Source organism: Mesorhizobium sp. B2-7-3 (assembly GCF_006440715.1).
Taxonomy (GTDB): Bacteria; Pseudomonadota; Alphaproteobacteria; order Rhizobiales; family Rhizobiaceae; genus Mesorhizobium; species Mesorhizobium australicum.
Genome location: NZ_VFTY01000010.1, coordinates 125,602 through 151,348, shown reverse-complemented (window position 1 = coordinate 151,348; position 25,747 = coordinate 125,602). Strand labels below are relative to the sequence as shown.

Annotated in this window: 20 protein-coding genes and 2 pseudogenes; 7 read left to right on the top strand and 15 right to left on the bottom strand. The window is 62.7% G+C overall.

The genetic code is table 11. The features are described 5' to 3' along the window. Positions 1 to 44 precede the first annotated feature (44 nt). The 3 genes and pseudogenes from FJW04_RS22415 (at position 45) to rpmG (ending at position 2,119) form a co-directional block, all read left to right on the top strand. Positions 45 to 1,223, top strand: coding sequence for an MFS transporter (locus tag FJW04_RS22415; protein ID WP_140661183.1), 1,179 nt, complete (start codon positions 45 to 47; stop codon positions 1,221 to 1,223). A 114-nt stretch (positions 1,224 to 1,337) separates the two neighbouring features. Beyond that, positions 1,338 to 1,797: pseudogene (locus tag FJW04_RS22410) on the top strand (hypothetical protein). A gap of 154 nt (positions 1,798 to 1,951) precedes the next feature. Further along, the gene (gene rpmG, locus FJW04_RS22405) at positions 1,952 to 2,119 is read left to right on the top strand and encodes a 50S ribosomal protein L33 (RefSeq protein WP_006201775.1); all 168 of its coding nucleotides are present in this window, start codon (positions 1,952 to 1,954) and stop codon (positions 2,117 to 2,119) included. A 207-nt stretch (positions 2,120 to 2,326) separates the two neighbouring features. Here rpmG and ugpC read toward each other — a convergent pair whose 3' ends face one another. The 9 genes and pseudogenes from ugpC to FJW04_RS22350 form a co-directional block, all read right to left on the bottom strand. After that, positions 2,327 to 3,394 (bottom strand): sn-glycerol-3-phosphate ABC transporter ATP-binding protein UgpC, encoded by a 1,068-nt coding sequence (ugpC, locus tag FJW04_RS22400; RefSeq protein WP_140716778.1) that lies wholly within the window; start codon positions 3,392 to 3,394, stop codon positions 2,327 to 2,329. A gap of 4 nt (positions 3,395 to 3,398) precedes the next feature. Continuing rightward, positions 3,399 to 4,247, bottom strand: coding sequence for a carbohydrate ABC transporter permease (locus FJW04_RS22395; protein ID WP_015317628.1), 849 nt, complete (start codon positions 4,245 to 4,247; stop codon positions 3,399 to 3,401). Next, on the bottom strand, positions 4,247 to 5,170 hold the full coding sequence (locus tag FJW04_RS22390) for a sugar ABC transporter permease (RefSeq protein WP_015317627.1): 924 nt from the start codon (positions 5,168 to 5,170) through the stop codon (positions 4,247 to 4,249). Before FJW04_RS22390 ends, FJW04_RS22395 begins: the two co-directional genes overlap by 1 nt. 183 nt (positions 5,171 to 5,353) lie before the next feature. Continuing rightward, on the bottom strand, positions 5,354 to 6,631 hold the full coding sequence (locus FJW04_RS22385) for a sugar ABC transporter substrate-binding protein (protein WP_140716776.1): 1,278 nt from the start codon (positions 6,629 to 6,631) through the stop codon (positions 5,354 to 5,356). Positions 6,632 to 6,660: 29 nt separating this feature from the next. Continuing rightward, entirely contained in the window at positions 6,661 to 7,848 is a 1,188-nt protein-coding gene (locus FJW04_RS22380) for a PLP-dependent transferase (protein WP_140716774.1), read from the bottom strand. Then, positions 7,845 to 8,579, bottom strand: a complete 735-nt coding sequence (locus FJW04_RS22375; RefSeq protein ID WP_140661178.1) for a FadR/GntR family transcriptional regulator — start codon at positions 8,577 to 8,579, stop codon at positions 7,845 to 7,847. Before FJW04_RS22375 ends, FJW04_RS22380 begins: the two co-directional genes overlap by 4 nt. Before the next feature lie 85 nt (positions 8,580 to 8,664). Beyond that, positions 8,665 to 10,198, bottom strand: a pseudogene (locus FJW04_RS22370) (FAD-dependent monooxygenase). A 552-nt stretch (positions 10,199 to 10,750) separates the two neighbouring features. After that, complete coding sequence (locus FJW04_RS22355; protein WP_015317622.1) at positions 10,751 to 12,124, bottom strand: PleD family two-component system response regulator; 1,374 nt, start codon at positions 12,122 to 12,124, stop codon at positions 10,751 to 10,753. Positions 12,125 to 12,157: 33 nt separating this feature from the next. Next, positions 12,158 to 12,529: a response regulator gene (locus tag FJW04_RS22350; protein ID WP_006334976.1), complete on the bottom strand. Its 372-nt coding sequence runs from the start codon at positions 12,527 to 12,529 to the stop codon at positions 12,158 to 12,160. A 247-nt stretch (positions 12,530 to 12,776) separates the two neighbouring features. Here FJW04_RS22350 and FJW04_RS22345 point away from each other — a divergent pair, with 247 nt between their 5' ends. Beyond that, positions 12,777 to 13,076 (top strand): DUF3572 domain-containing protein, encoded by a 300-nt coding sequence (locus FJW04_RS22345; protein ID WP_140616189.1) that lies wholly within the window; start codon positions 12,777 to 12,779, stop codon positions 13,074 to 13,076. Next, the gene (locus FJW04_RS22340) at positions 13,073 to 13,726 is read left to right on the top strand and encodes a hypothetical protein (protein ID WP_015317619.1); all 654 of its coding nucleotides are present in this window, start codon (positions 13,073 to 13,075) and stop codon (positions 13,724 to 13,726) included. The genes FJW04_RS22345 and FJW04_RS22340 overlap by 4 nt, the downstream gene beginning before the upstream one ends. Before the next feature lie 74 nt (positions 13,727 to 13,800). Here the strand turns inward: FJW04_RS22340 and FJW04_RS22335 are convergent, their stop codons facing one another. Further along, on the bottom strand, positions 13,801 to 15,360 hold the full coding sequence (locus tag FJW04_RS22335) for a hypothetical protein (RefSeq protein ID WP_140716912.1): 1,560 nt from the start codon (positions 15,358 to 15,360) through the stop codon (positions 13,801 to 13,803). 94 nt (positions 15,361 to 15,454) lie between these two features. Further along, positions 15,455 to 16,042: a GNAT family N-acetyltransferase gene (locus FJW04_RS22330; protein ID WP_140716772.1), complete on the bottom strand. Its 588-nt coding sequence runs from the start codon at positions 16,040 to 16,042 to the stop codon at positions 15,455 to 15,457. A 65-nt stretch (positions 16,043 to 16,107) separates the two neighbouring features. On the opposite strand from FJW04_RS22330, the gene FJW04_RS22325 reads away from it, so the two are divergent. Beyond that, positions 16,108 to 17,436, top strand: coding sequence for a DNA polymerase IV (locus tag FJW04_RS22325; protein WP_140716770.1), 1,329 nt, complete (start codon positions 16,108 to 16,110; stop codon positions 17,434 to 17,436). Positions 17,437 to 17,442: 6 nt separating this feature from the next. Here the strand turns inward: FJW04_RS22325 and FJW04_RS22320 are convergent, their stop codons facing one another. Then, positions 17,443 to 17,949, bottom strand: a complete 507-nt coding sequence (locus FJW04_RS22320; RefSeq protein ID WP_015317615.1) for a hypothetical protein — start codon at positions 17,947 to 17,949, stop codon at positions 17,443 to 17,445. Between the two features lie 191 nt (positions 17,950 to 18,140). On the opposite strand from FJW04_RS22320, the gene FJW04_RS22315 reads away from it, so the two are divergent. After that, positions 18,141 to 19,022, top strand: a complete 882-nt coding sequence (locus FJW04_RS22315; protein WP_140661175.1) for a DMT family transporter — start codon at positions 18,141 to 18,143, stop codon at positions 19,020 to 19,022. A 9-nt stretch (positions 19,023 to 19,031) separates the two neighbouring features. On the opposite strand, the gene FJW04_RS22310 is transcribed toward FJW04_RS22315, so the two are convergent. The 3 genes from FJW04_RS22310 to FJW04_RS22300 form a co-directional block, all read right to left on the bottom strand. Further along, on the bottom strand, positions 19,032 to 19,835 hold the full coding sequence (locus FJW04_RS22310; RefSeq protein WP_140661174.1) for a potassium channel family protein: 804 nt from the start codon (positions 19,833 to 19,835) through the stop codon (positions 19,032 to 19,034). A 55-nt stretch (positions 19,836 to 19,890) separates the two neighbouring features. Continuing rightward, the gene (gene dnaE, locus FJW04_RS22305; RefSeq protein ID WP_140616181.1) at positions 19,891 to 23,418 is read right to left on the bottom strand and encodes a DNA polymerase III subunit alpha; all 3,528 of its coding nucleotides are present in this window, start codon (positions 23,416 to 23,418) and stop codon (positions 19,891 to 19,893) included. Positions 23,419 to 23,525: 107 nt separating this feature from the next. After that, positions 23,526 to 25,538 (bottom strand): acetyl/propionyl/methylcrotonyl-CoA carboxylase subunit alpha, encoded by a 2,013-nt coding sequence (locus FJW04_RS22300; RefSeq protein ID WP_140716768.1) that lies wholly within the window; start codon positions 25,536 to 25,538, stop codon positions 23,526 to 23,528. Positions 25,539 to 25,747: the final 209 nt, after the last annotated feature.

Sequence of the window (25,747 nt, the reverse complement as noted above, 5' to 3'; positions counted from 1 at the left end):
ACGGGAATTGCGCAAGATCAAAAAGACAGAGTATTCAGCATCCCATGACGGTCGATACCCAACCACAGGGCGACGAACGCGTACACTGGCTGCCGATGGTGGCGGCGATTTCGTCGATCAGCGTCGTCGGCATCGCCATTGGCCTCGGCATGCCCTTGCTCAGCGTCATCCTGGAAACACGCGGTCATTCGGCCTCGATGATCGGCCTGAACACGGCTGTCGCCGGCGTGGCCTCGATCGCCGGGGCGCCGCTGGCCACGCCGCTCGCCATGCGCTTCGGCGTCGCCTGGACCATGATCGCCATGATTGCCACCGGCGCGCTCGCCTTCGTCGGTTTCCATTTCGCGCCCGATTTCTGGATGTGGTTTCCGCTGCGCGTCGTTCTGCACATCGCGCTGACCGTGCTGTTCATCCTGTCGGAATTCTGGATCAGCACGTCGGCGCCGCCACACCGGCGCGGCCTTGTGCTTGGCATCTATGCCACCGTCCTGTCGCTCGGCTTTGCCGCCGGGCCGTGGCTGTTCGCCCATCTCGGCAGCTCCGGCTTCAGGCCGTTCGGCGTCATCATTGCCCTGGTGACGCTGGCTGCCATACCGGTGCTCGCCGCGCGCAACGAAAGCCCGACCATCGTGGCCGACAGCGAAACCAGCCACTTCCTGCGTTATATCTGGCTGGTGCCGACCGCGACTTTCGCCGTGCTCGTGTTCGGCGCGGTTGAGACAGGCGGCTTCGCGCTGTTCCCGGTCTACGGCAACCGCATCGGTTATTCCGAGGCCGACGCGGCGCTGCTGCTGACCATGATCGGCCTCGGCAATGTGCTGTTGCAGATTCCGATCGGCATGATCAGCGACCGCGTCTCCGACCGGCGTTATCTCTTGCTCGCCTGCGCCACGGTCGGCCTCGTCGGCACGATATTCATGCCGTTCTTTGCCGCGAACTGGCATTTGATGGCCGCGCTACTCTTCGTCTGGGGCGGTGTCGTCGCCGCCATGTACACGATCGGCCTCGCCCATCTCGGCTCGCAGCTCTCCGGCCACGAACTGGCCTCCGCCAACGCCGCCTTCGTGCTCTGCTACGGCGTCGGCATGGTGCTTGGCCCGCAGGCGATCGGTATCGGAATGGACAGTTTCGGGCCTTCCGGATTCGGCTGGTCGCTCGGCCTGTTCTTCGGCGCCTACATCGCCCTGGTCTGCTTCAGGCTCGTGCGCAAGCTCCTGCTGTAACACTGCGCCGTCGAGTGCCCTTATCCGCCGCGCCGCGGCGGATGCTGACAGAACCGTGTCAGCAGCGTCCGGTTAGAAGAGTGTCCCCTGATATCCGAAGTTGAGGACACTGCCATGATCGACAGCGGCTTTGAGACCACATCACTGCGAATGACGCTTCTGCTGCTTGTAACCTTCCAGGCTCCAGCCGCCGATGTTGACCGCATCATGGACGCGGTTGTCGCGATCGCACCGCTCGCCATGGGCAAATATGACCGCAACGCGTATCAGTCGGCACACGGCATCGAGCGCTACAGGCCGCTTGAAGGGGCCGCGGCCGGCGCCGAGACCGAATTTGCGCCGCCGCCCGGGCACGGTCGAGGTTTCGTTCGAACTGCCCGACGACCAGACGCTGGCGGCCCGCGTCGTCGAAGCGATCTTCCAGGCGCATTCCTATCAGGAACCGGTGATCCGCATCCAGCCGATCCTTGCCAGCCGCTCCAAGGGGCTGGACGACCGTGCCAATCCGAATCGCTGGTGGAACATGACCGGAGACTGGAAGAAGGTTGCGGTATCCGAGGCGGAAACCGCCTGATTTATGCATTCTGGGCAGCTTGGGCGAGCCACATCAGGCCAGCCGGGCTTGACTTTCCAGGCACGTTCTTTATGTGTCGCGCCAAGTTTCCCGCGTCCGGGTGTTTTCCCGTGCTCCAGCGGCCAAAACCCCACGAACATAACGGACTGAGATCATGGCCAAAGCCGCAAACATCAAGATCAAGCTTCTGTCGACCGCCGACACCGGTTTCTTCTACGTCACCAGCAAGAACAGCCGTACCAAGACCGACAAGCTGTCGTTCCGCAAGTACGACCCGGTCGCCAAGAAGCACGTCGAATTCAAGGAAACCAAGATCAAGTAATCTGGTTTTTCCTCTGGAATGCCAAACGCCGCCCATCGGGCGGCGTTTTTCGTTTGGGCGGGCGGGCGAAGTCCGTCAGCCCGGCTGAGCGCCTTAGAGCCGGATGATTTCAGGTCGAGTCGACCTGAAATCTGAATCCGTCTCTAAATCAAAGAGATAGAGTATGATGTCGTCCGAAAACCGCTTCACACTTTTCGGCATCATGCTCTAGCCGATGCGGTCGCCGCTCTTCTCGTCGAACAAATGCAGCGATGCCGGATCGGCCGACAGGCGCACCATGTCGCCGGGCTTCACGGCCGCGCGGCCCATCGCAAAGACGCAAAGCTGCTGGCCGGCCAGCTTGACGTAGAACTGCGTCGACAGGCCGAGCGGCTCCACCACTCCCACTTCGCCTTGCAGCGCGCCGTCATCAGCCAACCGGATATGCTCGGGCCGCAGACCGACGGTGATGACGTCACCGTCCCTGAGCGGCAGGCCGTCCGGCAGCCGAAGCTTCTGGCCATCGGACAACACGGCGTCCACCTTGCCGCCCTTCTCCACCGTCGCCGACAGGAAATTCATCCCAGGCGAGCCAATGAAACCGGCGACGAACATATTGGCCGGCCGGTCATAGAGATCGAGCGGCGCCCCCACCTGCTGGATCAGCCCGTCATGCATGACGACGATGCGGTCGGCCATGGTCATCGCCTCGATCTGGTCGTGGGTGACGTAAACCGAAGTGGTCTTCAACTGCTGGTGCAGCGCCTTGATCTCGGCGCGCATATGAACGCGCAGCTTGGCATCGAGGTTCGACAGCGGCTCGTCGAAAAGAAAGACCTTGGGATCGCGCACGATGGCGCGGCCCATGGCGACACGCTGGCGCTGGCCGCCGGACAATTGCCTGGGCAGGCGTTGCAGGAACGTATCGAGCCCCAGCCGCTTGGCGGCACCATCGACGCGCGCATCGATCGCCGGCTTCTCGGCCTTTCGCAGCATCAGGCTGAAGCCCATGTTCTTCGAGACGTCCATATGCGGATAGAGCGCATAGGACTGGAACACCATGGCGATGTCGCGGTCCTTGGGCGCCACGTCATTGACCAGCCGCTCGCCGATGCGGATCTCGCCGCCCGAGGCTTCCTCGAGCCCGGCGATCATGCGCAACAGCGTGGACTTGCCGCAGCCGGACGGTCCGACCAGCACGACGAACTCGCCATCGGCGATTTCGAGATCGACCGCGTGCAGGACGCGCACGGCGCCATAATCCTTGCGGACCTTTTCGAGCGTGACAGAGGCCATCGGTCTATCCTTTGACGGCGCCGGCGGTCAGGCCGGTGACGAGATAGCGTTGCAGGAAAGCGAAGAAGATGCAGACCGGGATCAGCGCCAGGATCGACGCCGCCATCATCTGTCCCCAGTCAACGGCGAACTTGCCGATGAAGGTGAGCAGGCCGACGGCGAAGGTTTTCTGGTCGTCGCTGGAAATCAGCATCAGCGCGAACAGCAGCTCGCTCCAGGCGGCGGTAAAGACGAAGCCCAGCGTCGCGCCCATGCCGGGCAGCGTCAGCGGCACGATCACCTTGCGCATCGCCTGCGCGCGCGTGCAGCCGTCGATCATCGCCGCCTCCTCCAGGTCCTTGGGGATGCCGTCAAAGAAGGACTGCATCAGGAAGGTGGCGAAGGCGGTGTTGAAGGCGGTGTAGATGATGATCAGCCCGGTCAGGCTGTTGATCAGGCCGATCTGCCCCATCACGCGGTAGATAGGCGGAATGACCATCACCAGCGGAAAGGTCTGGGTCAGCAGCAACATGAGAGCCAGTGCAGCCTTGCCGCGAAAGGTGAAGCGGGACATGGCGTAGCCGGCGAGCGTGGCGATGACCGTGACCAGTGCCGCCGTCGACACCGAGACGATGACGCTGTTGAGGAAATAGCGCGGGAAATCGGTGGCTTCGAGCACGGTCACGAAATTCTGCAACGTCATGTGCGACGGCCAGAAGGTGATGCCTTCGGAATAGAGCAGCCGCTCCGGCGTGACCGAGATCTTCAGCGTCCAGTAAATCGGGAACAGAGCGAAGACGACGTAGGCGGCGATCGCGGCGTAGAGGCCGATGCCACCGAAGAAGCGCTGTGATGCTGAGCGTCCGGCAATCATCAGACGTGCCTCACAAGCGAGCGGCGGATGGCGATGAGCACGATCGCGTAGGCGATGAGCAGCACCAGCAGCAGCACGGCCACGGCCGAGGCATAGCCCTTGTCCAGCGACTTGAAGGCGCTGACATAGATGTAGACCGGCACCGTGTTGGTCGAGCCGGCCGGTCCGCCCTCGGTCATGACGAAGATCAGGTCGGCGAAAGTGGCGATCCAGATGGTGCGCAACATCACCGTGATGGCGATGGTTGGGGCCAGGAAAGGCAGCGTCACCTTGGTGAAACGTTGCCACGGCGAAGCGCCGTCGATCGCCGCCGCCTCATGCAGTTCCGAGGGAATAGACTTCAGCGCCGCCAGCAGCGTTATGGCGAAGAACGGAATGCCGAACCAGACATTGGCTATGATCGGCCCCCACATGGCGGTGGAGGGATCGGACAGGACGTTGGTCGGTTCGGCCTTCAGCCCCAAGGCGAACAGCCAGTGCGGCAGCGGACCGACGATCGGGTTGAACAGCCAGGCCCAGGTCAGGCCCGACAGGAAGGACGGCACCGCCCAGGGCAGGAAGACCAGTGCCTGCACCGCCTTGCGGCCTGGGAAAGGCTTGTCGAGCAGCAACGCCAGGCCAAGGCCGAGGAAGAACTGGAAGAACAGGCTGGCCGCCGTCCACCACAACGTGTTGATCAGCGCCTGGCCCAGCACCTGGTCCGACAGCATCGCCTGATACTGCCCGAGCCCGACATACTCGGACTTGAAGGCCGAAAATTTGCGGAAGGAATAGCTGATGCCGATGACCAGCGGCACGAGCAGCACCACGACCAGCAGGATGATCGCCGGGCTGAGGTAGAGCCAAGGCTCGATCGTCGCGTAGGAGAGCCGCTTTTTTCGCGGCGCCGCTGCGGACCGAATTTCGGATACGGCATAGGTCATTTGGCTGAGAAATGGCTCCCTGGAGCGGCGGGATGGACAATGAGCGTCCTTCTCCCCGTTCACGGGGAGAAGATGCCGGCAGGCAGATGAGGGGCGGCGCCAGCTTTTCAGAACTTGGCGCAGCCCCTCATCCGGCCCTATCGGGCCACCTTCTCCCCGTGAACGGGGAGAAGGGAAGAAAAGCTACTTCTTGTTCTTCGCCAGCCAGTCCTGCTGTTCCTTGGTCAGGAAGGCAGCCCACTGGTCGGCGACCTCCTTGGCCGTCTTCTGGCCGAGCAGCACTTCCTGGAAGTTCTTGATCGCGACCTGGTCGACGAAATTGCCGAGGTTTTCCAGATGCGTCGGCGGCGTCACCATTTCATATTTGGAGCTGTCGCTGAGTTCCGTGAACCAGCCCTTGAACTGCTCGGTCTTGAAATGGGGATCCTGGTCGGCACCGTTGTGGATCGGCACGACGCCGACTTCCTTGGCCCATTCCAGATTGTCCTTCGGCGACAGAAGCGTCGCCATCAGCTTCCAGGCATCATCCTTGTGCTGCGAGTTGGCGAACATCGCCCAGCCGGCATAGCCGAGCGTCGGATAGGACTTTCCGCTTGGTCCGACCGGCAGCGGCGCCACGGCGAAGTCGTCGGCGCTCATCTTGTCGGCGATGCCGAGAAGCGCGTCCGGATCCTGATTGAGCATGGCGCAAGTGCCGGAGTAGAAACCGGTGACGGTTTCGTTGAAGCCCCAGCTTACGGAATCCTTCGGCGCGAGACCATTCTTGTACATGTCGGCCAGCATCTGCAGGCCCTTGACCGAGCCCTCTTCATTGATGGTCGAGGTGCCGTCCTCGTTGAAATAGCCGCCCTTGCCCTGAGCGATGTTCATGAACATGTGCATGCCGTTGAAGGCGCCCGGCCCGCCGCGCAGGCAGTAGCCGTATTTTCCGGGAATGGCCGAGATCTTCTTGGAATCGGCGACAAACTCGTCGAGCGTCGCTGGCGGGCCGTCAAGACCAGCCTCCTTGAACAGCTTCTTGTTCCAGAACAGCGCGTTCACATAGTAGCCATAGGGGATCATGAACTGGGTGTTGTTGACCGTCGAGCCGAACTGTTTGGCGCGGTCGCCGAGCGTCTTGGCGTCGTCCCACTTGGCCATATAGGGGCCGAGATCCTCGAGCTGGGCATTGTTGGCGTAAAGCCCCATCCAGCGTTCCGGCATCTCGACCACATCGGGCGTGTCACCGGCCTGCACCATGGTCAGGAATTTCTCGAAAGCCTGGCCCCAGGGCAGCGAGACCAGTTCGACCTTGACGCCTGGATTGGCCGCCTCGAACTCGGCGATCTGCTTCTTGAGGAATTCGGTGCGTGGCGGGCTGGTGATCACCTCGACCATTTTCAGGGTTGAATCGGCGAGCGCGCCACCGGCGGAAATCGCCAGCCCCGCGACGGTGGCAAGCATGACGGTCAGTTTTTTCATGTTCAAGACTCCCATTTTGAACCCGCTTGTTATTTTCTGGCTTTTTCGAGGGCCTGGGCGACATCCGCCCAGAGATCCTCGACACTTTCCAATCCGACATTGAAGCGGATGGTTCGGGGGCTGACGCCGAAGCGCGCCATCGAATTCAGTCCCGGCGTCTGCTCCAGCGACGCCTTGGCCGGTACGACCAGGCTCTCATGCCCACCCCAGCTGACGCCGATGCGGAAATATTTCAGCGCGTCGACGAAGACGGGAATGTCGATGTCCTCGGTAACCTCGAACGAGAACAACCCGCCATAGCCGGCAAGCGTCGCCTTGCCCGGATGGTTCGAATAGGCTGGATGGTTCACCCGCTCGACATCGCCATGCGCCTTCAGCCGCTCGGCGATGGCAAGCCCGCTCTTCATATGGTGCGGCAGGCGCAGCGGCAGCGTGCGCAGGCCGCGCAGCAAAAGCCAGGCCTCGAACGGCGACAGCTTGCCGCCGAGATAGGAATAGGTCTGCTCGTTGATCTGCTTGATATGCGCTGCCGAGCCAGCCACCACGCCGGCGACCGTGTCGCTGTGGCCGCCGAGATATTTCGAGGCTGAGTGCAGCACGAGGTCGACGCCGTGCGAGATCGGCTTCTGGAACACCGGCGTCGCCCAGGAATTGTCGATGGTGGTGACGATGCCCTGCTCTTTTGCCAGCCGGGTCAGATGCGGCAGGTCCTGGAGCTCGAACACCATCGAGGTCGGGCTTTCCAGATAGAGCAGCTTGGCGCCGGGAAGCGCCGCCGCGACCGCGTCCGGGTCGGAACCGTCGACATAGTCGACCTTGATGTTGAGCCGCGGCAGGAGCCGCTCGAACAGCCGGTAGGCATCGCCATAGCAGTTGCGTACAGCAACGATGCGCTCGCCCGCCCCGACGAAGGCAAGCACGGTGGCGCTGATCGCCGCCATGCCGCTGGAGAAGCCGCGTGCGGCCTCTGCACCCTCGAGCGCGGCGACACGAGCCTCGAACTCCATGACCGTCGGATTGTCGCCGCGGGAATAGATCGGCTGCTTTCGTTTGCCGGCAAAGGTATCGGCCATTTCCGCATAATTGGCGAAAGTGAACAACGAGGTCTGGTAGATCGGCGGCACGACGGCGCCGCCGGGAAACGGTTCGTCATGCGCCAAAAGCGTCGCCGCCTCGGCGAGATAATCGTGGTCGAAACCGTCTGGATGCCCGTTCATTTCAGGTCCGAAAGTTTGAGTTTGGCCGCACCGCGCTTGAGGTCGTCCTCGACGGTGGCGATGAGCTTGAGCGCCTCGTCGCGGGCGCCCTGCGGATCCCGCGCGGCGATACGTTCGTAGATGGTGCGGTGATAGGGAAAGCTGGCATGGCCGAAATCGCGCACACCGAGCGGATGCTCCCAGAAGCGATGGAACAGTTCGTGCATGGCCGCGATGATCTGTTCGAACAGTGGATTGCCGGAGACCCGGTAGATCGCCTGGTGGAATTCCCAGTCCTCTTCCGACGACATGCCATCAAGGGTGCGAAACGCCTGCTCCATGATATCGAGCTTGCCCTCGATCTCGGCAATGTCGGCCGGGCTTGCCCGCTCGGCGCACAGTGCCGCTGCTTCCGCCTCCAGCGCGCGGCGTATTTCCAGCGTCTGCATCAGGCTGGTGAAGTCATTGCCGCCCGCCAGCGTCAGCGGCAAATGCAGCATGTCGGGCGAGACGGCGGCCTTGAGAAAAGTGCCGCTGCCTTGCCGGCGTTCGACCAGGCCCAATCCTTCCCACCGCGTCAGCGCCTCGCGCACCGTGTTGCGGCTGACCTTGAGCCGTTCGGCTAGAATGCGCTCGGTCGGCAGTCGCTCGCCAGGCCGCAAGGCCTCGGCGCGGACGAAGCCCACCAATGCCTTCAGCACGGCGTCGTCACGCGCCGTCGTCTGGATGGGTGGCAGGCTGTTCTGGTCCACATTTCCTCCAAGTGGTCCAATGGTCCAACCAATTTCTGCACGGATGGAGCCTCCTGTCAATTGCTTGTCAGGAGACAGCTGGCCATCAGCCTGTGGAAGATGACGCGCTGCGTTCGGAGGGGCGCCCGGCTCCGGCATCCGGTCCGAACCATCTGGTCAGCGCATCGGCCAATCCCTGTCCATCCTCAACGCCAACCCAGGCTACGTATCCATCGGGCCGGATCAAGACCGCGTCGGGTGCGGCGACCGTTCCGAGTACGGGAAGCTCCCAGGCACCGGCATACGATGCGTCGATCTGCCGGATCCGGTCGGCCCAAGGCGCAATGTCCAGCCTGCCTGGCTCACCGAAATTGAGGAGCAGCGGCCGCGCGTCGTGGAGCAACGTGAACAGTCGCAACGGCCCATCAGCGGTGGAGAGATCGAGGTCGGGTATTCGTCGCCCAAGCAGCGCGTGCCCCTCCCCGAGATCGTAGTGGACATCCAGGCCAGACATCTCCGCGGCGATCCGTTTGCGTGGCCCATCCATGGCGAGCAGTTCGGCGAATGTGTCGCTCAAGGCCTTGGTGCGAGCATCCATCCGGCGAAGCGCGACCTGCGCCATCGCGTTGCGCAGCACGCGGGCGGCGACCGGATAGCGTTCGGCATGGTAGCTGTCGAGCAGGCCTTCCAGTGACAGCCGCTTGACCACCTGGGCCAGCTTCCACCCCAGGTTCACCGCGTCCTGCACGCCGATATTGAGGCCCTGTCCGCCCATTGGGGGATGGATATGCGCGGCGTCACCGGCCAGCAGAACACGTCTGTCGCGGTAAGCGGCAGCCTGCCGCGTCATGTCGGTGAACCGGGAAATCCAGGTCGGACTGTGGACCCCGTAATCGGTGCCGTAGACACCGACAAGCGCCTCGCTGAGATCGCGCAGTGTCGGTTCGCCACCAATGGTCAGTTGTCGCTCGGTCAGCACGATACCCACCCGGCCGTCTTCCTCAATCTTGCCGATCGCATGGATACCATGGGCGTCACTGCGAAAGCCCAATGCTGGTTCCTCCGCCGTCTCCACCTCGGCGATTATCCAGCTCATCGTCGGATCCCATCCATCGAACGCGATCCCCGCGGCCTTGCGGATCATGCTGCGCCCTCCGTCGCAGCCGACGAGATACTGCGTCCGCAACCGCTGGCCGCCAGACAGATCGATGTCGACGCCACCATTATCCTGTGCGAAGCCCGTGACGTCCTGCCGGCGAGATCGGCACGCCGAACTCGCTGATCCAGTCGGCCAATATCCGCTCGATGTGGTTTTGCCGCAGTGCCAGCAGATAGTTGTGCCGCGTGGGAAAGTCGCTGATGTCCAATCGGATCATGTGGAAGCCCACCGACGGCGATGTCTGTCCCTGCGAGAGGAACCGGTCGGCAATTCCGCGCTGGTCGAGCACCTCGATGGTGCGTGCGTGCAGGCCGCCCGCGCGCAAACCGACGAGTTCCTGGTTTGGCCGCCGCTCGACAACGGCCACATCGACGCCCGCCAATGCGAGTTCGCCAGCCAGCATCAACCCGGTCGGACCGCCTCCGGCGATCACCACCGCATGATCCCGACGCACTCGGCCACCTGGCAACAATTCCGGCATTTCGCCACTCCCGTTTCCGTTAACCTGGGTCGTGGTTCTACGGGAACAGCCGGGTCTTGCCGCAAGCCCCTTGCGCGCCATATGTATGAAATGGAGGGGGCTGGCTCCTCTTCTTCCCCTTATGCATATGGCGGCGAAAAAGTCGCGGTGTTGCCAAGCAATAGCACGCGAGGGTGCAACCGAAGCCGTTACAGTCCAGAAAAGCGGGATCTGCCGCAAAAAAGCCCCGGTTCTTCCGGGGCTTGACGCAGATTCCTGATGTCATATCGGGCAAAGGGGGCCGGTCGGCGTTTGGCAGCGGTACGAGGAGGCCACTATGTGCCAGCGCCGGCCGGCCGACCCCACGGACCCAGGAGATGCGGCGGACCTGAGCATCATGGGGTATTCGAGGATCGAGCCGGCTGTCTACCTCGTGCCGGCTTCGTCTTGGCCTTCACATTTGCGCAAGAGCTTATGGAAATCAACAGTTTCTTAACCAAGGCTCGCGAATCGCTTGGATTAAGGTAAATGGGTAACCCTGTTGGGGTTGACCGGATAATCGGGCCCGGAGCGTCAGGCTGCCTTGGCAACGACGCGGTTGCGGCCGCCGCTCTTGGCTTCGTAGAGCGCGAGATCGGCGCGTTTCATCAGTGCCGCCACCGTGTCCACGCCCTTCAGCACCGATGACACGCCAACACTGACGGTGACCTCGATCGTCTTGCCCTCGGCGCCGATGGCGAACGGCATCTGGGCGATTTCGGCACGAATGCGCTCGGCCACCTTCTCGGCCACTGCGCCGTCGGTATCGGGCATTACCACCACGAACTCCTCGCCGCCGAACCGGCAGGCAAGGTCGATACCCCGGACGTTCTTGCGCAGCCGCCGCGCGAATTCGCGCAGCACCTCGTCGCCGCCGTCATGCCCATGCGCATCATTGATGGACTTGAAGCGGTCGAGATCGGTGATCATCACCGACAGCGGCCGGCGCCGCGCCACGGCGCGATCGAACAGCGTCTGCAGATGGCTGTCTAGATAGCGGCGATTGTGCAGCCCGGTGAGGCCGTCGGTCACGGCCATTTCGATGGTCTGGGTGACACTGGCGCGCAATTGGTCATTGTAGCGCTTGCGGCGCACCTGGGTACGCAGCCGCGCCGTCAGTTCCTGCTGGTCGATCGGCCGCATCAGATAGTCGTTGATGCCGAGTTCGAGCCCTCGGATGATGCGCTCCTCCTCGCCCTCCTCCGCCAGCAGGATGATCGGCACGAAACGGGTGCGGTCGAGCGAGCGCAGTTGCGAGCAGAGCCTGAGCGGATCGAAATCGGCGAAGGCCGTCGAGATCATCACGCATTCATAGGGCGTCTCCGCGGCCTGGAAGAACCCGGCATGCGGATCGCCCGTGACGTCGAGGTCGGCACGATCGCGCAGCATCTTCTGGATGCGCTCGACCGACGATTTGCGCTCGTCGATCAAAAGCACCTTCGGCGTCGTGTCCTCGGACGCGAAATTGCGGCTCAAAAGTTCTTCGATGCCGATGTTGCGCGTGGTCGAGGCGCGCAGCCGAAGCTCGTCGGTCAACGACTTCAGGCGGACCAGGCTCTTGACGCGCGTCATCAGCTGCAAGTCGTTGACCGGCTTGGTCAGGAAATCGTCGGCACCGGCCTCGAGCCCGCGCACGCGGTCGGTGACCTGATCGAGCGCGGTGATCATCACCACCGGAATGTGCGACGTCGCCGGATCGCTCTTCAATCGCCGGCAGACCTCGAACCCGTCCATGTCGGGCATCATTACGTCGAGCAGCACGACATCGACCTTGCCGTTCTCGCAGGTCTCGATCGCATCAGCCCCATTGGTGGCGGTCAGAACCTCGAAATACTCGGCCAGCAGCCGGACTTCCAGCAGCCTCACATTGGCAGGGATGTCGTCGACGACGAGGATCCGCGCAGTCATTTCACAACGCTCCGGCTCGGCTGGAAGGGTACATCAGGCATCGCCCAGATAAGATTTGATGGTTTCGATGAAACGCGGCACCGAGATCGGCTTCGAAATATACGCCTCGCAGCCGCCTTGGCGGATGCGTTCCTCGTCGCCTTTCATCGCGAAGGCAGTCACCGCAATCACCGGGATGACGTGCAGATCGTCGTCCTCTTTCAGCCATTTGGTCACTTCCAGTCCCGACACTTCGGGCAGTTGGATGTCCATCAGGATGAGGTCCGGCCGGTGCTGGCGCGCCAGGTCGAGCGCCTCCAGACCGTTGCGGGTGCGCACCGTCTCGTAACCGCTTGCTTCGATGAGGTCCCGAAAGAGCTTCATATTGAGCTCATTGTCCTCGACGATCATCACCTTCTTAGGCATCGACATCCCGTCCCGGCCGTCCTCCGCCCGGAGGTGGCCGTCATGCGCTCTTTCCTTGAACGCACCAAACCCTGCTGCACTATACGGCAATATGATTGACGAAACGGAAACCCGAAGCCTGCAAAGCAGCACGAATTCCGCCTCGCCTCCCTGCGCGTCCAAAAGGCGCGCCACACGCTAATGGCTTGCCGCAAGCAATTCTTGCCATTACTGCGGGAGAGACTCATTCCACGCACCGAAGGTAGTGATGGCAAACGCAGCGTCAATGCGCGAAGAGGCGGAAACCATTGCCGTCAAGGCACTGGGCTTCGTTGCCGCCGATCCGGAGCTTTTACCGCGCTTTCTGGCAATCACGGGAATAGAGGCGCATTCGATCCGCCGGGCGGCCGGCGAGCCGGGTTTCCTGGCCGGCGTCCTGCAGTTCATTCTTGCCCACGAGCCGACCTTGATGCGCTTCGCCGAGGAAACCGGCACGCCACCAGCGGCTGTCGGCAAGGCGTTGCGCGCCTTGCCGCTTGGCGATGACAATCACGAGCACTCCACATGAGCGATGATCCCGAAACCGCGCGCCAAATCGAGGAACTGGCGGCTGACGACCGACCGCTGCTGGTGCTCGATGTCGACGACGTGGTGCTCGAATTCATCCGGCCCTTCCCGCATTTCCTCAAGGCGCGCGGCTATGGCCTGACGCTGGCCTCCTTCCGGCTGACCGGCAACATTGCCGAGACAGCCAGCGGCCGCCTGATCGAACAACCCGAAGTCACCGCACTCCTCGGCGATTTCTTCGACGCGCAAGCCGATTGGCAAAGCATCACCGATGGCGCCGCGGAAGCCCTGACCGGGCTTGGAGACCGTGCCGAAATCATATTGCTGACAGCCATGCCGCACCGGCATCGCGCCGTGCGACGCGCCCATCTCGATGCACTGGGGCTAGCCTATCCGCTGCTGACCACCGAAATGGCCAAGGGCCCGGCGGTAGCCAAACTGCGCGGCAAGAGCGGCAGGCCGGTGGTCTTCGTCGACGATCAGCCAGCCAATCTGGCGTCGGTGCGTGACTCGGTCGCCGACGCAAACCTATTCCATCTGATGGCCGACAATTCGCTGCGTACGTTCCTGCCATCGGTCCCGGACGATGTCATCGTCGTCCAGGATTGGCACGAAGCCGCGCCTAAGATCGCTGGCGCGCTGGGGTTCTAATCCAGGCGTTTTGGTGCGATCCCGGACGAAAAAACCGGTTCGCACTGTTCCGGATTTGCTCAAGGGCAGAACACTCAAGGATTGAGCTTCGCCCCTGCCCCGCCGTTAGCGCCGCCGCCATTATCGCTACCGCCATTTTCGCCGCCGCTCTCATCGTCCGAACCGTCACCGTCGTCGACGCTATCGTCCACCGCCGGGTCGGCGGGCTTCAGCATGACGCCGTTGACGGTGACCGAGCCGTCGGCCTTGGTGTTGATAGCCCATTCCAGCTTGCCGTCCGGCAGCGTCTTGGCAAAACCCTTCGCCATGAGAGCGACAGGCACGTACTGCCCGACTTCCGGCTCCGCCTTCGCCGCTTCCTGCAGATGCTCCATGATCTTGTCGAAGCCAGCGACGTCGACAGTGAGATTTGCGTCGGGTTTCTGGCCGAAGCTTGTCATCTCACCTTCCAGCGCGATCTCCATGTCCTTGTTCTTTACGGTACTGTGGCCGATGACGACCTTCGGCGTCTTGGCCAGGAATTCGGCTTTGAGCTGGTCGCCGAACTCGGCCGGCAGCGGCGGATCCTGGTTGAGATCAAAGGCTTCGATGGCCTTCTTCGCCATGTTGTCGAGATCGATGTTGGCGCCGCCGAAATTCAGGTCGATATCGGTGGGCAGCAGCGCCACGCTCCAGCTCGGCAAAAGCTGCTGCGGCACGGTCAGCCCCGAAGCCTTGATGCCATAGCTGACCTTTCCGTTCTGGGCGACGCCGTCGGAACCGAACGCTATGCCGAACTGGGTTGCTCCGAACGTGCCGATCGGGCTGTCGACCGCGAAGTCCTTGAAACCATAGGTTCCGTCGATACGCTCCCACACCGGAAGCGCTGCAAGCAGAAGCGACTTGAGCTGCGCCTGGTTTGCCTTCAGCGTCTTCTCGTCCTCATTGGCCACGGCAAACGCCAGGAGATCGAGCAGAGGCTTGGTCTGCACGCCCTTGCCGCTGGCCTCCACGGAAAATTCCGGCGACTTCACGGTGACGGGAAAATTCAGCCCGCTCTCGGCATCGTTGAATTTTATCGCTTCGACGAAGTTCGAAATCTTTTGCGACGTCGTGAAATCAACGCCGCCATTGGTCGCCTTGGTCGCGGAAAGCGTCACGGTGCCGGCACCGGCGGTCACATCCATCTTTTGCTTGGCGTCCTGCGACGACATCGTCATTCCGGCCATCGAGCTCGTGGCGCTGGTGAAGGCCGCCAGCTTGGGATCGTAGACGCCGTTGCCCTTGCCGTCCTTGATCGAGAACTGCGTGCTCTGCTTTCCCTGAGGGCCGTTGAATTCAAAGGAGGCGCTCTGCGAAAAATCCATCGAGACATCCCAGGACCCGTCGCTGCGCGGCTTGACCAGCAGGGCGTAGGGCGCGAAGTCGAATTTCACCAGCTTCTGGTCGGGAAAGCTGCTGGCCAGCGCCTTGAAATCAACCAGGATCTTGTAGGCGCCGCCTTCGGCCGAAACCTTCAGGATGCCCTTGTCGAGCGCCTGTTTGCCGACATAGCGCGACAGATCATCGGACAATTGCTTGGCGCCCTGACTGTCGACGGTCTGGCCGAAAGCAGGCGCGCTCAGCAGGAACGCGGTAAAGGCAATAGGCAGCATACGGTTCACGGGAATTCTCCGTTCGGTCGAAAAGGCAAAAATGGTTTCGTATCTCTGGTAGGGAAATACCATCGCGACTGCAAGACGATGACAGTCAGGCAATCGGCTTCAACACCAGCCGCATCAGTGGCCGACCGGCCTTGCGCTCCACAAGCCTTTCGAACCCGGCTTTCTCGAACACTCCCGATGACCCGACAAACAGGCCGATCGAACGCGAATCGCGCGACAGGTCGATCGGGCAGGCCTCTACGAGCCGCGCCCCGTTCCTGCGGGCGAACTCGATGCCGCCTTCGACGAGGCGGTGGGTGATGCCCCTGCCGCGCGCCTTGGCGCGGATGAAAAAGCACGAGATCGCCCAAACGGCCGGATCGGACGCGTCGGCGGGATCGATCGGCGCCGAGCCCCTGCCCTTGTTGTTCCACTCGGGCACGTCGGCGCGTGGCCCGATCTGCATCCAGCCGACCGCCTTATCCTCCTCGAAAGCCAGCAGGCCGGGCGGCGGGCCGGCCTCGATGCGCGCCTTGATGTGATCCTTGTTGCGTTCACGACTGCTCTCGCGCCGCGCCGCCGGCGCCAGCCGGAAATGGGTACACCAGCAGCCGTAGCAGGCGCCCTGCTTGCCGAAAAGGTCCTCGAATTCAGGCCAGAGCTCTGGCGCCAGCGGCACAACGGTCGTGCTCATGCGTTCTCCCCAGGCCAGGCTTGTCGCTGGCCTTGCGCTGTCGTACCATTGGTTTTGTTCTCTTTATGTTCGCAGCGATGGCGACCCCTGTCAACAATCCCGACCACGGTTTTTGTCGTGACTGCCTGACCTTTCAGCGCAGTGAAACGCGCCGTTGCGAACGCTGCGGCAGCCCTCGCCTTGCCCGCCATCCCGAGCTTTACCGGCTGCACCTCGCCCATATCGATTGCGACGCCTTCTACGCGGCCATCGAGAAGCGCGACAACCCTGCGCTCAAGGACAAGCCGCTGATCATCGGCGGCGGCAAGCGCGGTGTCGTCTCCACCGCCTGCTACATCGCTCGCATCCGCGGCGTGCGCTCCGCCATGCCGATGTTCAAGGCGCTCGAGGCCTGCCCAGAGGCGGTCGTGATCGCGCCCAACATGGAAAAGTACGTGGCCGTCGGCCGCGAGGTGCGCGCCATGATGCAGGCTTTGACACCGCTGGTCGAGCCGTTGTCGATCGATGAGGCCTTCCTCGACCTCGCCGGCACCGAGCGCCTGCACGGACTGCCACCGGCCGTGGTGCTGGCGCGCTTTTCGCTGGCGGTGGAGAAGGAGATCGGCATCACCGTTTCATCAGGCCTGTCCTATTGCAAATTCCTCGCCAAGATAGCGTCCGATTTCCGCAAACCGCGCGGCTTTTCCGTCATCGGCGAGGCGGAGGCGGTCGGCTTTCTGGCCCCGCAGCCGGTGACCATGATCTGGGGCGTCGGCAAGGCGTTCAACGCCACGCTGGAACAGGATGGCATCCGCACGATCGGCCAGCTCCAGAAGATGGAGCGTGGCGACCTGATGCGCCGCTATGGGGTGATGGGCGAACGGCTCTACCGGCTTTCGCGCGGTGAGGATGTCCGCCGCGTCGACCCAGACCAGGACGCCAAGAGCGTATCGGCCGAAACCACTTTCGACACCGATATCGCCTCACTGGACGAGCTTGTCTCGGTGCTGAGGGGCCTTTCGGAAAAAGTCTCGGCGAGGCTGAAGAAATCAGGCATCGCCGGGCGCACCGTGGTGCTGAAGCTGAAGACCCAGGACTTCAGGCTGCGCACGCGCAACCGTCAGCTCGGCGACCCGACCCGGCTCGCCGACCGCATCTTTTCGACCGGCGTGGAACTTCTTCGCAAGGAGACCGACGGAACGAAATTCCGATTGCTCGGCATCGGCGTCAGCGACCTCTCCGACGATGATAAGGCCGATCCGCCGGATTTGGTCGATGTGCAGTCGCGCAAGCGCGCCATGGCCGAAGGCGCCATCGATGCACTACGCGACAAGTTCGGCCGCAAGGCGGTGCAAACCGGCTACACCTTCGGCAAGGGCCGCGACGCCCATCCGCCGGAGCCGCTGGAAGATTGAACCCGATCAGCTGCGTCGAAGATCGATGCGGCTGGTCACCACGCTCTTGCCGGTCTTGGGATCGCGGTCGACCACGGTCAAGACTATGCCGTCCGCACCGTTTTTCTGCACGGTAAGCTGCGCGGCGCGGTCGCCATTGACCTCCTTGGCCCAGCGGATGGCGAGGTTTATCGCATTGCCGGAACGGCTTCCGTTCAACTGCGCCGGTCCGGTGCGCGATCCCACATAGACACCGCTGTATTTGGCGCCGCTGGTCTTCAGGCGAGCACTGATGGCGCGTGTCACCAGGATCAGGCCGCGGCAGTTGCCGTCGAGGGACAGCGAAGACGATGTCGCATTCGATTTGAACGTGCAGGAAACGCTGACCGTTGGCGCCTGCGTCGTCACCTGAACGGTTCCCTTGCCGGCGAAATTGCCCTTGAAGGATTGGAGAAATTTGCTCTCGTCCGCATGCGCGGCTGTGGCCGCGACGGCCAGGCACCCGGCAAGCACAAACCGCGTGAGTAATGTCATCGAAGGTCTCCTTGTGACGGGTGGAACGGCGATCGGTGATGCTCAAGCGGACATCGCGACTCAACGCGGCTTGCCATGTCAGGTTCCGCCCGCGACAGGGCTGTTTTGCAACGTCGCGCCAATATCTCTGGCCCAGTCAAATGCGGCGGCTAGTGGTTGCGGCAAAAACCCCGGCTTGCGAGATAGCTGACATGGCACCTACCCCCTCGATCCCCAAGGCCGCTTTCTGGATGGCGCTGTCGATCGCCTCGTTCCTGGCGATGTCGGTCGCCGGCCGCGCCACGACCGCCGAGCTCAACGTCTTCCAGGTGCTGGAACTGCGCTCGGTCATCGGGTTCTTCATTCTGCTGCCGCTGGTGATGATGAGCGGCGGCTTCGCGGCGATGCGCACGCAGCGGCCCGTCGCTCATATCGCCAGAAACGTCATCCACTATACCGGGCAGGCGGCATGGCTCTACGCATTGACCTTGATTCCGTTGGCCGTGCTGATTTCGATCGAATTCACCACACCGATCTGGACGGCTATCCTGGCGGTGACCTTTCTTGGTGAAAGGTTGTCCCGGCCAAAGCTTGCCGCGATCGTGCTGGGCCTGATCGGGGTGGTGATCATCGTTCGCCCCGGTGTGGGCTCGGTCGATCCGGGCCATCTCATCGTGCTCGGCGCCGCGGTTTGCTTCGGCATCTCGGTGGTCCTGGTCAAGTCGCTGACGCGGACGGACAGCGTCGTGCGCATTATCTTCTGGATGCTGATCATCCAGTCGGTGGTCGGCCTCGTTCCAGCCCTTTACGAGTGGCGCAACCCGCCGCTGGAACTGTGGCCATGGATCGTGCTGATCGCCTTCACCGGCATGTCGTCGCATTTTTGCATGGCCCGTGCGCTTGGCTATGCCGACGCCACCGTCATTTCGCCGATGGATTTCCTGCGTGTACCGTTGTCGGCGCTCATCGGCTGGCTGCTTTACAGCGAGCAGATCGACGCCTTCACCGCTGGCGGTGCATTGCTGATCCTGATGGGCAATCTGCTCAACTTGCAGCGCAAGGCAGTCAAGCCAGCAGAAGTCGCGGCGTCATAGCGTTGCCGGTCAGTTCCCTTCGTCTGGAATGTTGAGCACGTGTCCGCACGCCTTGCAGTGTACGGCGTCCGGCTCGTGACGCTGCAACCCGCATTGCGGACAGGGGAAGAACACCTTGGCCGGCCGAAAGATCGCCTGCGCCAGCCTGACGAACAGCGATATGCCGATGATCATGGTTACGATCGCCGTCAGCTTGCCGGCGATGCCCGGCAGCACGATGTCGCCGAAGCCTGTCGTCGTCACGGTCGCGACGGTGAAGTAAAGCGCGTCGATGTAGTTTTCCAGTCCGGCTCCGTTGCGAAAAAAGAACGTGTAGACGAAGCCCGTGATGACAAAGAGAAAGGTCAAAAGGTTGATCACCGCGTGGCTTGCCTCGCGCCAGGGCCGCAGGCCACGCATCTCGAAATGCCGCCAGATCGAACCGCTGCGCGACAGCGACCATAGCCGCAGGATGCGCAGAAAGCCGAGGCTCGCGAGAGCTGTCGGCATCAGCAGCGTCAGAAGGATGAAGGCATCCACCCAGAAGGTCGGCTGCTTCGTCAGGCGCAGCATGTCGTTGGAGGCGAGCAGCCTGGCAATCAGATCGGCGGCGACGAGAGCCGCCACGGCATAGTCCAGCCACAGAAACGAGGGCGACTGCTGGATGACCGGGGTGGCGATGAAAAAAGCGATGATGGCGAGGTCGATGATGACAGCCACCAGTTGGAACCGGAACGCGGCCGGCGAGCGTCCGTGATAGAGCCTGCGCAGCCTGTCGCGTAATCGCGCCGTCGCGGAAAGGTTCTGCGATGGGCGCCTCTCCTTGGCCTTCATGCTGGCATGAGCAGCCGGTGCCGGCCCGCGGAGTGCCGCCTGGTAAGCGCGCAGATCACACCAGTTCCACTTCAATCACGCCCGGCACGGCGCGCATTGCCGAGGCGATCTGTGGCGAGACGCGATAGCCGCCTTGCAGAGCGATCTCGACCTCGCCCTGCGCCTCTTCCTTGATCACGATGATGCTCACCTGGCTTTCACCCCGCTGCGTGAGTTGGGATTGGATCATCGAGGCAGGTCCATCGTTCCTGACGAAGATGCGCAGCGCCTTCTGGATGCGGCTTGCCTCGTCCTCCAGCGATTGCACGGAGTTGATGCGCAGGTTGACGCCCTCGGGCCTGTCCTCCGCCGCGACAGTGATGACAACCGAGCGGCCGGCTTCGAGGAGGTCGCGATACTGGGCCAAACCTTCTGAAAACAATACGGCCTCGTATTGGCCGGAGGTGTCCGAAAAGGCCACCACGCCCATCTTGTTGCCGGTGCGCGTCTTGCGCTCCTGCTTGCTGGTAACGGTGCCGGCAAGCCGGCCGGCGGAAGCACCGCGCTTGACGGCGGCGGAGAACTCCGCCCAGTTCTGCACCCGCATCTTCTGCAGCGCCGCCTTGTACTCGTCGAGCGGATGCGCCGAGAGATAGAAGCCGACGACCTGGAACTCGCGGTGCAGGCGGTCGGCAGCGAGCCACGGATCGGTCGCCGGCAGATTGAGCGCCTGCGACTGTGCGCCGAGCGAGGCGCCGAAGATGTCGGCCTGACCCGAAACGGCGTTCTGCTGGGCGAGCGACGCCAGCCCCATCATCCGCTCGACGCCGGCCAACATCTGGGCGCGGTCGTGGCCGAAGCAGTCGAGCGCGCCGGCCATGATCAGGCTTTCGAAAACCCGTTTGCCGACGATCTTCGGGTCGACCCTCTCGCAGAAATCGGCCAGGCTCTTGAACGGCTTTTCGCCGCGAACGGCGACGATGTGCTCCACCGCGGCATCGCCGACGCCCTTCAGCGCGGCCATCGAATAATAGATCCGGTTCTCCCCGACCTCGAAGGCACGGAAACTCGTCATCACTGACGGCGCCAGGACTTCGATGCCAAGGCGCAGCGCATCCTGGCGGAAGTCGGCGAGCTTGTCGGTGTTACCCATGTCTAGCGTCATCGACGCTGCCAGGAACTCGACCGGATAATGCGCCTTGAGATAGGCAGTCTGGTAGGAGACGACAGCGTAGGCGGCCGCATGAGACTTGTTGAAACCGTAGTCGGCGAACTTTGCCAGCAGGTCGAAAATGAAGTCGGCTTGCGGCTTTGCGACGCCGCGCTCGACCGCGCCGGAGACAAAGCGCTCGCGCTGCTTGTCCATCTCGGCCCGGATTTTCTTGCCCATGGCGCGCCGCAGAAGGTCGGCTTCGCCAAGCGAATAGCCGGACAACTCCTGCGCGATCTGCATCACCTGTTCCTGGTAGACGATGACGCCCTGCGTCTCCTTCACCAGATGGTCGATCTTGGGATGGATCGAGGCCATCTCCTCCTCGCCATGCTTTCTGGCGTTGTAGGTCGGGATGTTCTCCATCGGTCCCGGCCGGTAGAGGGCAACCAGCGCGATGATGTCCTCGATGCAGTCGGGCCGCATACCGATCAGCGCCTTGCGCATGCCGGCACTTTCCACCTGGAACACGCCGACCACCTCGCCGCGCGACAGCATCGCATAGGTCTCGGGATCGTCGAGCGGGATGGTCGCCAGGTCGATATCGATGCCGCGCCGGCGGATCAACTTGACGGCCGTCTCCAGCACCGTCAGCGTCTTCAGGCCGAGGAAGTCGAACTTCACCAACCCCGCCTGCTCGACATATTTCATGTTGAACTGGGTGACAGGCATGTCCGAGCGCGGATCGCGGTACATCGGCACCAGTTCCGACAACGGTCGGTCGCCAATGACGATGCCGGCGGCGTGCGTCGAGGCGTGGCGGTAGAGGCCCTCCAGCTTCTGCGCCATGTCGAGCAGCGTCTGCACGATCGGCTCTTTCTCGGCCTCCTCGGCAAAGCGCGGCTCGTTGGCGATGGCGTCGGCGAGCTTGACCGGATTGGCCGGGTTCTGCGGCACCATTTTCGACAGCTTGTCGACCTGGCCGTACGGCATCTGCAGCACGCGGCCGACGTCGCGCAGCACGGCGCGCGCCTGCAGCGTACCGAAAGTGATGATCTGGCCGACCTGGTCGCGGCCGTATTTCTGCTGGACGTAGCGGATCACCTCTTCGCGACGGTCCTGGCAGAAATCGATGTCGAAATCGGGCATCGAAACGCGGTCCGGATTGAGGAAGCGTTCGAACAGCAGCGAGAAACGCAGCGGATCGATGTCGGTGATGGTGGTCGAATAGGCAACCAGCGAACCAGCGCCCGAACCACGCCCCGGCCCGACCGGAATGCCTTGCGCCTTGGCCCATTTGATGAAGTCGGCAACGATCAGGAAGTAGCCGGGAAATTTCATCTTCTCGATGATGCCAAGCTCGAATTCGAGCCGCTCACGATACTGCTCGACCGTGTAGCCCGGTGTCGGTCCGTGCAAGGCGAGCCGGGCATCGAGCCCCTCGCGCGCCTGACGGGCCAGTTCCTCGGCCTCGGCCTTTTCGGCGGCGTCCTTGTCGGAGGCATCGCCGCCCGTGAAACGCGGCAGGATCGGACTGCGGGTTTTTGGATAGTAGGAGCAGCGCAGCGCGATCTCGACAGTGTTGTCGATGGCTTCAGGCAGGTCGGCGAACAATTTCGCCATATCGGCCTGACTGCGCAGGAAATTGTCCGGCGACAGCCGGCGGCGGGTGTCGACGGCGACAACCGACCCCTCGGCGATGGCGATCAACGCATCATGCGCCTCATACTCGTCGCGCGACGAGAAGAACGCCTCGTTGGTGGCAACCAGCGGCAATTCATGGGCATAGGCGAGATCGATCGAGGATTTCTCGATCATCCGGTCGTAGCCCGAAACCCGGTCCAGCTCGACATAGAGCCGGTCGCCGAACATCGCCTTGAGCGTTACCAGCCGCGCTTCGGCAAGATCGCGGCGATCTTCCTTCAGGGCCATGCCGATCGGGCCGCGCGGCCCGCCACTAAGACAAATCAGGCCGTCACATTGGCCGTCCATCATTTCGGTGGTCAGGTGCACCGCTTCGCCGGGCGGTGTTTCAAGGTAAACGCGGCTGACCAGCCGGACGAGATTGGAATAGCCGGTTTCGGTCGCCGCGATCAGCACGACCGGCCGCATATCGGGACCTTGCCGACGACGGTCACGCTGGCCGTCGCTGTTTTCGCCGGAAAAGGCAAGCGCGATCTGGCAGCCGATGATCGGCTGGATGCCATCCTTCACCGCCTTCTGGGCGAACTCCAAGGCGCCGAACAAATTGTTGGTGTCGGTCACCGCGATCGCTGGCGCTTCGTCCTTGACGGCATGGCCGACGATCTTGCCGAGTTGCAGCGCGCCTTCCAGCAGCGAATAGGCCGAGTGCACGCGCAGATGGACGAACGGCCGCGCCGGCACCTCCGGCCGCGCGGCCGCGATCGCGGCCTCGCGCTTCAGGGGATCGCGTGGAAGTCTCTCATCCGCCATGGTTTCTCGCGCTGTCCGTAAGACTTGAGTCGATGGAGATGTATTGTCCGGGACCGGGCGATACCAGTCCAGCACAAACGACTACCGACCCACAGGCTTCCAGCCGTTCAGGCGAATTCCATGATCACCGCGTCGACGGCCAGGCTGTCGCCCGGCTTGGCGTTGAGTTTCGAGACGACGAGGTCGCGCTCGGCGCGCAGAACGTTTTCCATCTTCATCGCCTCGACCACGGCCAGCGTCTCGCCCGCCTTGACCTCCTGGCCTTCGACAACGGCGATCGACACGACGAGGCCCGGCATCGGGCAGAGCAGCAGTTTCGACGTGTCCGGCGCTATTTTCTCCGGCATCAGCCTTTCCAATTCGGCGGTGCGCGGCAGCATGGCGCGCGCGGTCACCGACATGCCTTTCCAGGCGATGCGGAGGCCATTGGCGACAGGACGGATCTGGGCGGCAACCCTGCGCTTGCCGACAGTGCCGCGCCAGATGAGATCGCCGGGCCGCCAATCGGACGAAACGGTCAGCGCCTTGCCGCCATCGATGGACAGGTCCATTTCCATCGGGATGGAAATCATGCCTTCGAGGATCGACGCCGACAAATACTCTTCGCCGATCTTCACCACCCAGTCGCGCTTGAGCGCTCCCGAATGCGGCGCCAGCCGCCCGCCCAGCCGGTCGAGACGGTCGCGGCGCAGCAGTTCCACGGCCGTGACGATCGATGCCAGAACGGCTTTTTCCTCGCTGTTCGGCACGACGGGGGCAAAACCGTCGGGATATTCCTCCGCGATGAAGCCGGTCGATATCGCCCCTTCCCGCCAGCGTGGATGCTGCATCAGCGCCGCCAGGAACGGTATGTTGTGCTCGATGCCGTCGACGACAAAGCTGTCCAGCGCTTCCGACATGGCGTCGATGGCCTCGAGCCGCGTCGGCGCCCAGGTGCACAGCTTGGCCAGCATCGGATCGTAGAACATGGAGATTTCCGAGCCTTCGGTGACGCCGGTGTCGTTGCGGATGACGACATCGCCGAAGCGGCCTTCCTCGGGTGGCCGGTAGCGTGTCAGCCGGCCGATCGAGGGCAGGAAATTGCGATAGGGATCCTCGGCGTAGAGCCGGCTTTCCACCGCCCAGCCGTTCAGCTTGATGTCGCTCTGCTTGATGGCGAGCTCTTCGCCGGCGGCGACGCGGATCATCTGCTCGACCAGATCGATGCCGGTGACGAGTTCGGTCACCGGATGCTCAACCTGCAATCGCGTATTCATTTCAAGGAAATAGAAGTTCTTGTCCTTGTCTACGATGAACTCGACGGTGCCGGCGCTCTGGTAGTCGACAGCCCTGGCCAACGCCACCGACTGCTCGCCCATCGCCTTGCGCGTCTTGGCATCGAGGAAAGGCGATGGCGCCTCTTCCGCCACCTTCTGGTTGCGGCGCTGGATCGAGCATTCGCGTTCGCCAAGATAGAGCGCGTTGCCATGCCCGTCGGCCAGCACCTGGATTTCGATGTGACGCGGGTCGACCACGAACTTTTCGATGAAGACACGGTCGTCGCCGAACGAACTCTTGGCTTCCGAGCGCGCCCGGTCGAATCCGTCACGTACTTCCGATTGGTCCCAGGCGATGCGCATGCCTTTGCCGCCGCCACCGGCCGAGGCCTTGATCATCACGGGATAGCCGATCTCGCCGGCGATCTTTTCGGCGTGATCGGCATTCTCGATGACGCCGAGCCAACCCGGAACCGTCGAAACCTCGGCGGCGTTGGCGAATTTCTTCGACTCGATCTTGTCGCCCATCGCCTTGATTGCCCTGGGTTTCGGCCCGATGAAGACGATGCCTTCCGCTTCCAGGGCTTCGCAGAACGCGGCTCGCTCGGACAGGAAGCCATAGCCGGGGTGCACGGCCTGAGCGCCCGTCGCCTTGCAGGCCGCGATGATCTTTTCAGGAACGAGGTAGCTCTGCGCGGCAGGCGACGGCCCGATATGCACCGCCTCGTCGGCCATTTCGACATGCACGGCATCGCGATCGGCGTCGGAATAGACGGCGACCGTGGCAATGCCCATCTTGCGCGCCGTCCTGATGACGCGGCAGGCGATCTCGCCACGATTGGCGATCAGGATCTTGGTGAACATGCGGGCAGAATTCCCCTCCGGCAGATGGTTCAGTTCTATGGACTATGTCGCCAGGTCTCAAGTGCCGCAGCGGACGACATGACGGGCGTCCCTCCCAATGCTTCCGTCGCACTCCCCTGCCGAGCCGGGCTGGTTGTCGACGGTGTGCTATCTGCGTCAAGAAAGCCAAGATTTCGTCTCATCTGAGAGTTGATGAGCAGCTCAAAACC